Below are 12,360 nucleotides of genomic sequence, written 5' to 3'. Positions count from 1 at the left end.
TCAGTCACCTGCCTGGATGAGACCGCCCCGGCGCCGCATCAGGAACGCGGTGAACACCATGGACAGGGCGAAGAGCACGAGGGCGACGACACACGCGGAGCCGTAGTCGAAGCGCTGGAAGCCGAGGTTGTAGACCAGTTGCGGGAGCGTCAGCGTCGACTTCTCGGGATAGCCGGGCTCGAACTGCGTGCCCGCGCCCTGGATGACACCCGAGGCGACCTTTCCGGCGATGAGCGGCTGCGTGTAGTACTGCATCGTCTGGATGACACCCGTCACGACCGCGAACATCACGATCGGCGAGATGTTGGGCAGCGTGACGAAGCGGAAGCGCTGCCAGGCCGACGCGCCGTCCAGTTCCGCCGCCTCGTACTGCTCCTTCGGCACGTCGAGCAGTGCGGCCATGAAGATGACCATCAGGTCGCCGACGCCCCAGAGCGCGAGCAGGGTCAGGGCCGGCTTGGACCAGGACGGGTCGTTGAACCAGCCCGGGGCCGGGATGCCGACCTTCTCCAGGATCGAGTTGACCGGTCCGGTACCGGGGTTGAGCAGGAACGCGAACGCCATGGTCGCCGCGACCGGCGGGGCCAGGTAGGGCAGGTAGAAGAGGGTCCGGAAGACCCCCGTACCCGTCTTGATCTTCGTGATGAGCATGCCGACGCCGAGTCCGAAGACGACCCGGAGCGACACCATCACGATGACCAGCCACAGGGTGTTGCGCAGCGCGGGCCAGAAGTACGGGTAGTGCTCGAAGACGTACGTCCAGTTCTTCGTGCCGGTCCACGTCGGCGCCTTGAAGCCGTCGTAGTGCATGAAGGAGAAATAGACCGTGGAGATCAGCGGGTACGCGAAGAAGACCGCGAACCCGATCAGCCAGGGCGACATGAAAGCGACCGTGCGAAGCGCCGACCGGCGGCGCTTCGACGCCAACGTGATGGTGCTCATCGCTACTTGGCCTGCGCGATGTCCGTGTCGATCTGCTTGGCCGTGGCCGCCAGACCGGACTTCAGGTCCTTGACCTTGCCGCTCTCGTAGTCGTATCCGAAGTTCTGGATCGTCGCCAGGTACACACCGCCGTTGATGGAGGCGGGAGAGGTCGTGGAGTTCGGGTTGGCGGCGATGTCCAGGAAGGTCTTGAAGCGCGGGTCGTACTTCAGCTTCGGGGACTTCAGTGCCGCCAGCGTGGACGGCACGTTGTGGATGGCGTTGGAGAAGTTCACCACCGCGTCCGTGTCCGTGGTGATGTACTTGACGAACTCCCAGGCCGCGTTCTGCTTCTTGCTGTTCGCGGCGATACCGGCGATCGTGCCGGTGATGTAGCCCTTGCCGTACTGCGCGACCTGGTCGTCCGGTACCGGCAGCGGGGCGACGCCGATGTCGAACTTCGGCTTGGTCGCGAGCGCCATGCCGAGCCGCCACTCGCCGTCGAGCTGCATGGCGACCTGACCGGTCTGGAAGGGGTGCTTGTCGCCCCACTCGTCGCCGAGCGTCGCCCGGTACTTCTCCAGCTTCTGGAATCCGCCGAGTTCGTCGACCAGGTTCTTCTGCAGCGTGAACGCCTCGGTGAACGCGGGGTCCTTGGCGATGTTCGACTTGCCGTCGGAGGTGAAGTACGTCGGCGAGAACTGTGCCGCGTAGTGCTCGGTCGTGGTCTCCCAGCCGTGGTAGTCCGGCATGAAACCGAGCTGCTTGTAGCTGTCGCCCTGGTTGATCGTCAGTTTCTTGGCGTCCGACTGGAATTCGGTCCAGGTCTTCGGCGGGCTGGTGATGCCGGCCTTCTTGAACGCCGTCTTGTTGTAGTAGAGGCCGTACGCGTCACCGAGCAGCGGCGCCGAGCAGCGGTTGCCGTCGTACTGGGTGTACTCGTTCATCGCCTTCGGGAACGTCGTCGTCGGGTCGATCCCGGACTTCTTGAAGAACGGGTTCAGGTCGACCAGCGCGCCCGAGGAGCAGAACTTGCCCACGTTGTTGGTGGTGAACGACGAGATGACGTCCGGGGCCTTGTCGCCGCCGCTGCGCAGCGCCTGGTTGATCTTGTCGTCGGTCATGTTGCTGACGACGTTGACGTGGATGTTGGGGTGCGCCTTCTCGAAGCCGGCGATCAGCGCGTTGACCGCCTTCACCTCGTTCGGGGCGCTCCAGGCGTGCCAGAAGTTGATGGTGGTGTTCGCGGAGGCGTCGTCGTCGGCTCCGGAGGAGGACTGGCCGGTACAGGCGGTGAGCAGGGCCAGTGAACTGGCCGCCGCGGTCAGGGCAAAAGCCGTCTTTCGGGCAGCGGAGGGTATGGGCATGGCGAGATCTCCCGGGGCGGGCGGTGAGCGTGGGAAGGACTGGCTGTGCGGGGGTCTGAGGGGGCTCAGCGCGAGGTGTCGAAGACCTCGTCGCGAGTGGTCGCGAGCGCGCTCTCCAGCGCGCCGCGCAGCACGGGGTGTTGACGGACGTCGCCGACGACGAGCCGTGGCCGGGCCGCCGCCAGCTCCTCCAGTTCGGCCTGGACGAGGGCGCGCAGCACCTCGCCGCCGGCGGTCAGGGCGGTGCCGCTGAGGACGACGAGTTCGGGGTCGAGGACGGAGACGAGGGAGGCGAGACCGGTGGCGAGCCGGGTCGCGTAGGTCCGCAGCAGCTGGTGGTAGGGCCCGGTGGCGTGGTCGGCGGCGCGCGCGACGAGCTCGGCGGCCACCTCGTCGTACGGCCCGGCCGGCAGGTCCTCGATGCCCAGCTCGCGCGCCAGCCGGGGCACGGCCTGCGAACCGGCGAGTTCCTGGTAGCCACCGCTGTTGGCCTTGGTGACCTGGCGGACCAGCGGGGTGCCCGGCACCGGCAGGAAGCCGACCTCGCCGGCGCCGCCGGTCCAGCCGCGGTGCAGCCGGCCGCCGAGGACCAGGGCGGCGCCGAGGCCCTCCTGGTTCCACAGCAGCACGAAGTCGCCGTGGCCGCGGGCCGCGCCGAGCCGCTGCTCGGCGATGGCGGCGAGGTTGACGTCGTTCTCGTACTCGACCGGCATCGGCAGCGCGGCGGCGAGCTCGTCGAGCAGCGCGGGGGAGTGCCAGCCGGGCAGGTGCGAGGCGTACCGCAGCCGGCCGGTGTTGGGGTCGAAGGCGCCCGGGGTGCCGACGACGACGCGGTGGACGTCGTCCCGGGCCAGCCCGGCCGCCTTCACGGCGCCGTCGAGGGCGTCGGTGACCTGCCGTACGACGGACTGCGCGGAGCGCCGGCCGGGGGTCGGCAGCTCGTACTCGCCGACGGTACGGCCGGTGACGTCGGCGACGGCGGCCCGGATCCGGCCCGGGTTGACGTCCAGTCCGGCGGCGTGGGCCGCGCCCGGGTTCACCGAGTACAGCTGGGCGTTGGGGCCCGGCCGGCCCTCGCTGGTGCCGGTCGCCAGCACCAGCCCGGCCGCCTCCAGGCGGGCCAGCAGCTGGGAGGCGGTCGGCTTGGAGAGGCCGGTGAGCTTGCCGATCCGGGTGCGCGAGAGCGGGCCGTGCTCCAGCAGCAGGTCCAGTGCGGCGCGGTCGTTCATGGCGCGCAGAACGCGCGGGGTGCCCGGCGTACCGGCGGTTCCTGCCATGGGGTTCGACACCTGCCTTTCCAGCCGCTCAGTTTCCCAGTGACCCGGACCTCCGGTCCAGCCGGGTGACCGGCTTGATCACTGTTAGGAAAGTTTCCTGTTGGCTGGAAAACGTAGGCCGCCGGAAGGAGGGCGTCAATAGTCCGCCGGGGCGGCAACCCAGTCGTTACCTGGGCTTGGACATGCGAAGGGCCCGCCCGGAGTGATCCGGACGGGCCCTGCCGCGCGTACGCCGCAGGAGCGGAAGCGTCACTTCACCTTGATGTAGTCCCCGGTGGCCTTCGCCGCCGCGGTGGTCGTCGTACCCGCGAAGACGTACCGGTAGTAGCCGCTCTTCGACGCCTTCACCGTGGTGGACAGGGCGCCGCCGGTGCCGGAGGTGATGCCCTTGACGTTCGTGTAGGTCTCGCTGCCCTCGGCACGGAACTGCAGGACCGCCTTCTGCCCCGAGTAACCCTTGTACGCCATGGCGTCCCAGTCGGCCCGCGTCAGCTTGCCCTTGACGGTGATCGTCTTCCCCTTGGCCACCGGCTCCGGCGAGGCGTCGGCCGTCAGCTTGGCGGCGCGCTGCACCTTGGCCGTGGTCAGGTTGCCCCAGATGGCCACGTCGGACTCGGTGCTGAGGAAGTCGTCCGAGGCCGTGGCGTCGAAGTGGGCGTACAGGCCCCCGGCCTTCCACGTGGTGGCGTCCGCGGCCTCGTACAGGTAGCCGCGCGGGTCGACCGGGATGGTCTCGGTGCAGCTCTCGGTGACCGTGGTGTCCGTGGTGGCGGTCGTCGTGCAGACGGGCATGACTTCCGGGTCCAGCTCGTTGGCGAGCGACTTCAGCGTGCCGCGGTAGAGCATCACCGCCGCGAACGTCTTCGTGTTGTCGATGACCAGATCGGCGGGCCGGGTCAGGGTGTACGTCACCGGCACGTTCACCGTCTTGGTGGTGCCGACGACGATCGCCTTGCCCTTGTTCACGGTCACGTCGGAGAAGACCAGGTTCGGAGTGGCCGCGGAGGCGGCGGGGGCCGCGATGCCGGCCAGGGCCAGGGCGCCGGACAGGGCGGTGCCTATGGCGAGCTTTCTCATGTTTCCCCACATTCGAGACGGGCCCCCGGGCGACGTCGCGCTCCAGAACAAGGACCCGTAGTGGGCTGACCATAGATCATCGCGGTTGCGGGGAGAATCCGGGGGACCTGTGAAGATCGTCTGAATCCGTCCGGGGGCCGCTTCGTGATCACGGCTGCGTCACGATCTTCGTCATTCCTGGTCAAGCGGGCCCTTCGCGCGGCTTCCTGCTCTTGCGATCCCGACACCGACCTGGAGAACGGCGGCTGAATATGACCCCCCGAAGAGGGCTGTTCGTACGGCTGCTGCGGAGCACCTGCGCCGACTTCGCGGCCCTGGCGATCATCGTGTGCGGCGTCGCTCTCATCGACGACGGCTTCGCCTGGCGGGCCCTGGGCGAGGCGGCCCAGATCGTGGCGGTGTGGCTGCTGCTCTCCCTGCTGTGGGCGGCCTGGCGGACCCGCTCGCTGGTGCGTGTCGCGCGCGGATTGCGCATCGAGGTCTCCGCGAACGCCCTGAACGGCACCCAGACGCACACCCTCACCGGCATCCCGCTCTCCCGCGTCCGTGTCGAACTGGGCGTGGCCCGGCGGGCGTCCGAGGTCGGCGGCGGCAACCCGGTCGGCTTCCGGTGGCGCCCGTTCCGGAGCCGGGCGTCCGCCGACGGGACGGTCACCTACGTCGAGTCCACGGGGGAGGCCCACGTCGAGGTCCGCGCCGGCCGACGTCTCGGGGTCGACGTCGTCGTCTTCCGGGGCGCCGCCTTCATCGCGCTCTGCCAGATAGTGCGCACGCTCGAAGGTCGCTGAGCCGAGGACTGCTCACTCGTCGAGGAAGGGGGTCGTGTCGAGGGTGGGGTAGGGGGCCGGGAGGCGGAGGGGGGAGCCGAGGACGACCGTCACCTGTCCGCGGTAGCGACCTGCGGTGAGATCGTCGCCTGTGGATTCGGGGTTGTAGAAACAGTAGGCCTCCTGCTTCTTGCGGTGAATCAGTACATAGACAGGGACGCCGGAGTTTGCATAGATGCGCAGTTTGGGGCCTGTGTCCGTTTCGTGATTCGTAGACGTCACTTCTCCCACGAGGCCGAGCATGTCGATCGGGTACCAGCCCTTGTGGGTCTTGGCGTATGCCTCGTCCAAGTCCGTGGCCTTGCGGTGGCGGACGTAGAAGTCCGGGACGAGCAGGGCCTGGGTCCGGCCGTCCTTGTGTGCGGCGCGGAAGCCCATCCCGAAACCCGCGAGGGGGAACCCTGCGCTGTTGAGCTGGAGAAAGAGCTGTGCGACGACGTCGCTGTGTTCGGCGTCAGGCTGGGGCGGCACGATGCCCGTCTCCTCGAGGTACTCCGCTCGAATCGGCATCGGTGCAGCCGCCTTTTCGAACGAGATCAGCAAGTCGATGGGGTCCACCTGCGGCACGACCGGTTCCATGACCGTCTCCATGATCGGCTCGGCGCTCATCCCTGGTTCTCCTCACGCTGATGCCAGGCTAAGCCCGCGCTGGGTGCCCCGGCAGAACGATGGGGCACCCCGGGCGTCGTAAGACGCCGGAATGCCCCGCCGTTCACTCGAACGAGCGTGCTGAACCGTTCCGCTCCCTCTACCTCCCCGCAGACGCGGACCGCGGCGAAGCGATCGGGGCCGTCGCCGCCACCTGCGGCGAGTCCGAGTCGGCGAACACCGACGGCGCCGCCACCCCCGCCGCGCGGTCGGGGGTCTCCTCGTCCAGGAGTACGGCCGTCTCGCCGCCCACGATGCGGATGTGCGCCGCGTCGAACGCCCGCTTGATCCGCCAGCGCAGCTCGCGCTCGACGGTCAGCGCCTTGCCCGGCATGGTCTTCGCGGAGACGCGGACCACCATCGAGTCGATGAGCACGGAGTCCAGGCCGAGCACCTCGATCGGGCTCCACAGGACCTCGTTCCAGGGCTCTTCCTTGGACATCTTCTCGGCGACCTCGTCCAGGGTTGCGCGGACCCGGTCCAGGTCCTCGTTGGCCCGGACGGTGACGTCGACGCCCGCCGTGGCCCAGCCCTGCGAGAGGTTCCCGATGCGCTTGATCTCGCCGTTGCGGACGTACCAGATCTCGCCGCTGGCCCCGCGCAGCTTGGTCACGCGCAGGCCGACCTCGACCACCTCGCCGGAGGCGACGCCCGAGTCGATCGAGTCGCCGACGCCGTACTGGTCCTCCAGGATCATGAACACGCCGGACAGGAAGTCGGTGACCAGGTTCCGGGCGCCGAAACCGATCGCGACACCGGCGACACCGGCGGAGGCCAGCAGCGGGGCGAGGTTGATCTGGAAGGCGGACAGCACCGTCAGCGCGGCCGTGCCCAGGATCACGAAGCTCGCCACCGAGCGCAGCACGGACCCGATCGCCTGCGACCGCTGCCGCCGCCGCTCGGCGTTGACCAGCAGCCCCCCGAGGGTCGTGCCCTCCGCGGACTCGGCGGTCCGGTTCATCCGGTCGATGAGCTTGGTTATGGCCCGGAGCACGACCCTTCTGAGCACCACCGCGATCACCAGGATCAGCAGCACCTTCAGACCTATCGCCAGCCAGGTCGACCAGTTCTGCTCGACCCAGCTCGCGGCGTTGGTGGCGCTCTCCTGGGCGTCCTGGAGCGTGGGCACCGCCGGGGTCGACGAACCCGAGGGGGTCGGCGACGGCGACGAACCGGCGGCCAGTAGGACGGCGGGCAAGGACACGGCGGGTACCTCCAGGCGGTGCGGTGCTGCCCTCCGGTACGGCGATCAGGGTCGGGTACGGCGTTCAAGGTCACGGAAAGGTCACCGGACGGACAGGACCACCACACTAACGGGGCATTGTGTGTGGGCCCTGCCGATACGAGAAGGAGAGACCGCGCTCACGCCCGCTTCTCGCCACCGCTTGAACAGGCCCGCTTGAAACGGGGTGCGTGCGGGGGATGAATGCGGTGTGGTCGAAAACACTCCCAGCCCGTTACCGGGAGATGGTGGCGCGTCCACCTGGCAGGAGGGGAGACTGGCCACAGATCGTCCCGGCGCGAGCCACGCGCCGCCGACGCCCAAGGAGGCCCCCGTGCCGCATGTCCTGGTCCTCAACGCGTCGTACGAGCCGCTCGGCGTCGTACCGCTCCGCCGCGCGCTCGTCCTCGTCCTGGAGAACAAGGCTGTCGCCTTGGAGGAATCGGGCGCCTATATGCACAGCGCAACCGTCACAGTCCCCGCACCCAGCGTGGTCCGGCTCAAGCGATTCGTGCGGGTTCCCTACCGGGGGCCCGTTCCTCTCACCCGAAGGGCGCTCTTCGCGCGCGACGGGGGCCGGTGCATGTACTGCGGTGGCGTCGCAACCAGCGTCGACCACGTCATCCCGCGCAGTCGCGGGGGTCAGCACGTCTGGGACAACGTGGTGGCGTCCTGCCGCCGCTGCAACCACGTCAAGGCCGACCGCCATCTCTTCGAGATCGGCTGGCGGCTGCGTCACAAACCGGCCCCACCCACCGGCCTGGCCTGGCGCATCATCGGGACCGGCCATAGGGATCCGCGCTGGCTGCCCTATTTGCAGCCGTACGGCGCGGACGACGCCCTGGCCCGGATCGACGGCATCTCCGCCTGACGATCCGGGCCTTCGCACACCCCGTGGCTGCCCGTTCGGCCACGGGGCCCTTCGTCGTGCACGGGGCGCCCCGCGACCGGGCCGGCTCACCTGGACGATCGCGACGCGCTCGCCTCGTACGTCACGCGCCGGGCGGCGAGCACTCGATGCGGGAGGCCGTCGTGGCCGCCGGGGCGGCCTGGCCGGGTGCGGGGGAGGCGGGCTCGTCGAGCCCGCGGGCGGTGTGGACCCGCAGCAGTCCTTCGATACCGCGCAGCAGGGTCTCGCCGGCGAGGACGGGGTCGCCGAGGTAGCCGGCGCTCATCGCGCCGTCGCGGAGCATGACGAAGTGCCGCCCGGCGTGCTCGGCCTGTGCGGCCGTGATCCCGGCGAACAGTCCGGTGACCGTCTGCAGGAACCATGCGCGGTGCCGCACGACGGCACGGTGGACCGGGTGGTCGGGGTCGGGGAACTCCGCTGCCGCGTTGAGGAAGGCGCATCCGCGGTAACCGGGTGAGCGGATCTGCTCGACCAGGGACGCGCCTATGCCCCGCAGGATGCCGTCGGGCGGCATGTCCGCGGCCGTCAGGGAGCCGATCTGGGTGCGGATCGCCTGGTCGACGCTGTCGAGGTAGGCGACGGCGAGGTCTTCTTTGCTGCGGAAGTGGCGATAGAAGGTGGCGTTGGTGACCTTCGACTCGGCGACCAGGCGGTCGACGCCCACCGTGTGGATGCCCTCCGCGTAGAAGAGCTGCCCGGCGGTCCTCAGGAGCCGTTCCCGGGCCGCGGAGACTCGCCTGCCGGTGCCTGGGCCGGCTTCCGTCTTCGTCATGCCGTCCATGATAGCGGGTAGAACGCTCTCTCTTGTTTTCGTGGAGAGCCTGTGCCAGGGTCAAACGAGAAAGAGCGTTCTACCTGCCTTGTAGTCACTGGAGAACCCATGGCATCCACCGCCTCCGCCGAGCCCCTCGCCGCCACGTCCGCCCTGCGCCGGCTGTACGTCGTCCGCTTCGTCTTCGCCGCCGCGTGGGCCGCGCTCCTGCTGGTGTCCGGCTCAGGGCTCACCGCCGGGGCCAAGCTGCTGCTGGTCGTCTATCCCGCCTTCGACGTGGCCGCGGCCGTCGTCGACGCGAGGTCGGCACGCGCCGCCGGGCCGCTCAAGGGCCTGTATGCCAACATCGCCGTCAGCGTGCTCGCCGCCGTCGGCCTCGCGGTCGCCGGCACCTCGGGCGTCGCCGACGTGCTGCGTGTCTGGGGCGCGTGGGCGGTCGTCTCCGGCCTCGTCCAGCTCCTCGTGGGCGTCGCGCGCCGGCCGCTGGGGGGCCAGTGGGCCATGATCCTCAGCGGTGGCATCTCCGTCCTCGCCGGCGCGTCCTTCATCCGGAGCGCCGCACAGGACGACCCCTCGCTGACCGTCCTCGCCGGCTACGCCGCTTTCGGCGGCATCTTCTTCCTCGTCTCGGCGGTCCGCCTGTCCCGCCCGACCTCCAGGAGCTGACCCGTACCGGCCTAGGATCGCTCCCACCGGGCGCGGCGCGCGAGTCGTGACCTGCGCGTCGGGGTCCGGCTCGGCGGGCAGGCCGGTGCGGCGGACGGCGTTCAGTGCCGTCGGAGGTTTCACCGAGGGCGGCCCGCCGCAGCGTCGCGTCGCCGTCCGCGCGTCGTCCTCCCGGCGGCCCCCCGTGGGGCGGAGGGGGCTCACACCGTCTCCTGTCGATCACCCGGACGCGGTCGGTTCGCGGCGCGCGGTCCGGCCGTCACGCGTGCCCTCGCGACGACGGGGTAGGGCTCCTCTGACCCGGCATTCGCCGCCGTACCCGACGTCAGACGAGGAGGCCGCCGTGGCCGCAACGGTTCATCATCCGATCCCGGCCCAGTTCAAACCCCCGGTGCGGACCGAGGAGGAACCCCACCTGTGCGTGTTCAGCGCCGAGAGCGCCTGCGCCGAGGCCCCGCTCACCAGTGAGCCGCCGCTGCCCGACGCCGAGCCCCTCACCAGTGAGCCGCCGCTGGCCGACGCGGTGCCGCTGACCAGCGAGCCGGGGTTGTAGATGAACGAAGCCCTGGACCCGGGGCTGTGCCGGCTCGCGGAGCTGCACGGCGTCGCCACCTCCTACAGCCCCGCCCCGGACCGCACGGTCGCCGCCTCCGCCGGTGCCGTGACCGCCGCGCTGGGCGCCCTGGGCGTCGACGCGAGCGGCCCGGAGGCCGTCCGCGCCGCCCTCGCCGACCGGGAACGGGAACTCGCCGGGCGGCTGCTGCCGCCGACGGTCGTCCACTGGTCGGGCACCGGCGAGATCGCCCTCGGCCTGCCCGCCGGCACCCGCCTTCAGGTCCGGACGGAGGACGGGGAGAGCCGGGACGACGTGCGGGGCCTGCCGCCCGGGGTGCACCTGCTGACCGCCGCCGCCCCCGACGGCCGTACCGCCCGCGCCCACCTGGTCGTCGCCCCCGTGCGGCTGCCCACCCCGGCCGGCCGCTCGTACGGGATCCTCGTCCAGCTCTACTCGCTCCTGTCCCGCCGCTCCTGGGGCATGGGCGACCTCGGCGACCTCGCCGAGCTTGCCGACTGGGCCGGGCGCACGGCCGGCGCGGGGTTCGTCCAGGTCAACCCCCTGCACGCGGCCGTACCCGGAGCCCCTACCGACCCGTCGCCCTACCGGCCCTCCTCCCGCCGGTTCCCCGACCCGGTGCACCTGCGGCCGGAGGCCGTCCCCGAGTACGCCGCCGACCCTTCCGCCGCGGACCGCGCCGGGCACCTGCGCTCCGCCGTCCTCGACCAGGGCGCCCTCATCGACCGGGACGCCGTGTGGGAGCTGAAGCGGGAGGCGCTGGAGACTGCGGCCGCCGCACCGCTCACCCCCGGCCGGCAGGCCGCCTACGACGCCTTCCGCGCTGAGGAGGGGCAGGCCCTGGAGGACCACGCCACCTGGTACGCGCTCGCCGAGCGGCACGGCTCCGACTGGCACCGCTGGCCCGAGGCCCTGCGCGACCCCCGCTCGCCGGAGACCGCCCGCGCCCGCGCCGACCTGGCCGACCGCGTCGGCTTCCACGCCCGCCTCGCCTGGCTCACCGTCACCCAGCTCACCGCCGCCCAGCGCGCCGCCCGCGAGGCCGGGATGCCCGTCGGGATCGTGCACGACCTCGCCGTCGGCGTGCACCCCGCGGGCGCCGACGCGTGGGCCCAGCAGGACCACTTCGCCGCCGGGATGTCCGTCGGCGCCCCGCCCGACGCCTTCAACGCCCGCGGCCAGGACTGGGGCCTGCCGCCCTGGCGCCCCGACCGCCTCGCCGCCTCCGGCCACGCCCCCTTCCGCGAACTCCTGCGCGCCCTCTTCCGCTACGCGGGCGCCCTGCGCATCGACCACGTGATGGGCCTGTTCCGGCTGTGGTGGGTGCCCGAGGGCCGGCCGCCGACGGAGGGCACGTACGTCCGCTACGACGCCGAGGCCATGCTCGCCCTGCTGGCCCTGGAGGCGACCCGCGCCGGAGCGGTGGTGATCGGGGAGGACCTGGGCACGGTGGAGCCGGGGGTGCGCGAGACGCTCCAGCGCCACGGGGTGCTCGGCACGTCCGTGCTCTGGTTCGAACGGGACTGGGCGGGCGACGCCCGCCCGCTGCCCCCGGAACGCTGGCGCGCCGACTGCCTCGCCACCGCCACCACCCACGACCTGCCGCCCACCGCCGCCCGCCTCACCGGCGAACACGTCGAAATCCGCGACCGCCTCGGCCTGCTCACCCGCCCGCCGGCGGAGGAACGGGCCGAAGCGGCGGCCGACACCGCGGAGTGGCTGGCCCTGCTGACCCGCCTGGGCCTGCTCGCCGCGTCCGAGTCCGGCGACGAGGAGGCCGAGATCCGGGCCGTCCACCGCTTCCTGCTCCGCACCCCGGCCCGCATGATCGGCGTCTGGCTCCCGGACACCGTCGGCGACCGCCGCCCCCAGAACCTCCCCGGCACCTGGGACCAGTACCCGAACTGGCGCCTCCCGATCGCCGACACGAAGGGCCGCCCCGTGACCCTGGAGGAGCTGACGGCCTCGGAGCGGGTACGGGCGCTGTTCCGCACCCTGCACACGGACGGCCCGTCCACGGCGTGACGACGACCCGGCCCCGGTCCCCGGCCCGGGTCCCCGGCCCCGGTCCCCGGCGTCGGGCGGCCGGGGGCCGGAAA

At 71.1% G+C, this 12,360-nt stretch carries 12 protein-coding genes; 5 read left to right on the top strand and 7 right to left on the bottom strand.

The features are described from left to right. From ACZ4UV_RS05640 to ACZ4UV_RS05625, 4 genes are all read right to left on the bottom strand, one after another. Complete coding sequence (locus ACZ4UV_RS05640; protein WP_351495410.1) at window positions 1–942, bottom strand: carbohydrate ABC transporter permease; 942 nt, start codon at window positions 940–942, stop codon at window positions 1–3. Window positions 943–944: 2 nt separating this feature from the next. Then, a complete protein-coding gene (locus ACZ4UV_RS05635) occupies window positions 945–2,288 on the bottom strand; it encodes an ABC transporter substrate-binding protein (RefSeq protein ID WP_451018986.1) in 1,344 nt (447 codons plus the stop codon). Window positions 2,289–2,353: 65 nt separating this feature from the next. Next, the gene (locus tag ACZ4UV_RS05630) at window positions 2,354–3,565 is read right to left on the bottom strand and encodes an ROK family transcriptional regulator (protein ID WP_390039984.1); all 1,212 of its coding nucleotides are present in this window, start codon (window positions 3,563–3,565) and stop codon (window positions 2,354–2,356) included. 249 nt (window positions 3,566–3,814) lie between these two features. Beyond that, window positions 3,815–4,642: a hypothetical protein gene (locus ACZ4UV_RS05625; protein ID WP_451018985.1), complete on the bottom strand. Its 828-nt coding sequence runs from the start codon at window positions 4,640–4,642 to the stop codon at window positions 3,815–3,817. A gap of 251 nt (window positions 4,643–4,893) precedes the next feature. Between ACZ4UV_RS05625 and ACZ4UV_RS05620 the strand changes: the two genes are divergently transcribed. Next, window positions 4,894–5,430: a hypothetical protein gene (locus tag ACZ4UV_RS05620; protein ID WP_467835923.1), complete on the top strand. Its 537-nt coding sequence runs from the start codon at window positions 4,894–4,896 to the stop codon at window positions 5,428–5,430. Window positions 5,431–5,442: 12 nt separating this feature from the next. On the opposite strand, the gene ACZ4UV_RS05615 is transcribed toward ACZ4UV_RS05620, so the two are convergent. Then, the gene (locus ACZ4UV_RS05615) at window positions 5,443–6,078 is read right to left on the bottom strand and encodes a Uma2 family endonuclease (RefSeq protein WP_451018983.1); all 636 of its coding nucleotides are present in this window, start codon (window positions 6,076–6,078) and stop codon (window positions 5,443–5,445) included. Between the two features lie 139 nt (window positions 6,079–6,217). After that, window positions 6,218–7,321, bottom strand: coding sequence for a mechanosensitive ion channel family protein (locus tag ACZ4UV_RS05610; protein WP_467835921.1), 1,104 nt, complete (start codon window positions 7,319–7,321; stop codon window positions 6,218–6,220). A 352-nt stretch (window positions 7,322–7,673) separates the two neighbouring features. On the opposite strand from ACZ4UV_RS05610, the gene ACZ4UV_RS05605 reads away from it, so the two are divergent. Next, window positions 7,674–8,210 (top strand): HNH endonuclease, encoded by a 537-nt coding sequence (locus ACZ4UV_RS05605; RefSeq protein WP_181805740.1) that lies wholly within the window; start codon window positions 7,674–7,676, stop codon window positions 8,208–8,210. A 121-nt stretch (window positions 8,211–8,331) separates the two neighbouring features. Here ACZ4UV_RS05605 and ACZ4UV_RS05600 read toward each other — a convergent pair whose 3' ends face one another. Then, window positions 8,332–9,030, bottom strand: a complete 699-nt coding sequence (locus ACZ4UV_RS05600) for a TetR/AcrR family transcriptional regulator (protein WP_451018982.1) — start codon at window positions 9,028–9,030, stop codon at window positions 8,332–8,334. Window positions 9,031–9,129: 99 nt separating this feature from the next. Between ACZ4UV_RS05600 and ACZ4UV_RS05595 the strand changes: the two genes are divergently transcribed. The 3 genes from ACZ4UV_RS05595 (at window position 9,130) to malQ (ending at window position 12,286) form a co-directional block, all read left to right on the top strand. Continuing rightward, the gene (locus tag ACZ4UV_RS05595; protein WP_390039996.1) at window positions 9,130–9,687 is read left to right on the top strand and encodes a hypothetical protein; all 558 of its coding nucleotides are present in this window, start codon (window positions 9,130–9,132) and stop codon (window positions 9,685–9,687) included. Window positions 9,688–10,030: 343 nt separating this feature from the next. Beyond that, window positions 10,031–10,240, top strand: a complete 210-nt coding sequence (locus ACZ4UV_RS05590; protein WP_366364196.1) for a hypothetical protein — start codon at window positions 10,031–10,033, stop codon at window positions 10,238–10,240. After that, window positions 10,241–12,286 (top strand): 4-alpha-glucanotransferase, encoded by a 2,046-nt coding sequence (gene malQ / locus ACZ4UV_RS05585; protein ID WP_467835917.1) that lies wholly within the window; start codon window positions 10,241–10,243, stop codon window positions 12,284–12,286. The last annotated feature ends 74 nt before the right edge of the window (window positions 12,287–12,360 follow it).

It is taken from the genome of Streptomyces sp. NPDC028289 (assembly GCF_055565975.1).
The sequence above is the reverse complement of the archived record's forward strand: the minus strand, read 5'-3'. Positions and strand labels throughout refer to the sequence as shown.

Excerpts from the sequence above, each read along its gene's own strand:
- ACZ4UV_RS05630 (WP_390039984.1), bottom strand. The coding sequence starts at position 3,565 with ATGGCAGGAACCGCCGGTACGCCGGGCACCCCGCGCGTTCTGCGCGCC.
- ACZ4UV_RS05595 (WP_390039996.1), top strand. The coding sequence starts at position 9,130 with ATGGCATCCACCGCCTCCGCCGAGCCCCTCGCCGCCACGTCCGCCCTG.
- ACZ4UV_RS05635 (WP_451018986.1), bottom strand. The coding sequence starts at position 2,288 with ATGCCCATACCCTCCGCTGCCCGAAAGACGGCTTTTGCCCTGACCGCG.
- malQ (WP_467835917.1), top strand. The coding sequence starts at position 10,241 with ATGAACGAAGCCCTGGACCCGGGGCTGTGCCGGCTCGCGGAGCTGCAC.
- ACZ4UV_RS05620 (WP_467835923.1), top strand. The coding sequence starts at position 4,894 with ATGACCCCCCGAAGAGGGCTGTTCGTACGGCTGCTGCGGAGCACCTGC.
- ACZ4UV_RS05615 (WP_451018983.1), bottom strand. The coding sequence starts at position 6,078 with ATGAGCGCCGAGCCGATCATGGAGACGGTCATGGAACCGGTCGTGCCG.
- ACZ4UV_RS05600 (WP_451018982.1), bottom strand. The coding sequence starts at position 9,030 with ATGGACGGCATGACGAAGACGGAAGCCGGCCCAGGCACCGGCAGGCGA.
- ACZ4UV_RS05640 (WP_351495410.1), bottom strand. The coding sequence starts at position 942 with ATGAGCACCATCACGTTGGCGTCGAAGCGCCGCCGGTCGGCGCTTCGC.
- ACZ4UV_RS05625 (WP_451018985.1), bottom strand. The coding sequence starts at position 4,642 with ATGAGAAAGCTCGCCATAGGCACCGCCCTGTCCGGCGCCCTGGCCCTG.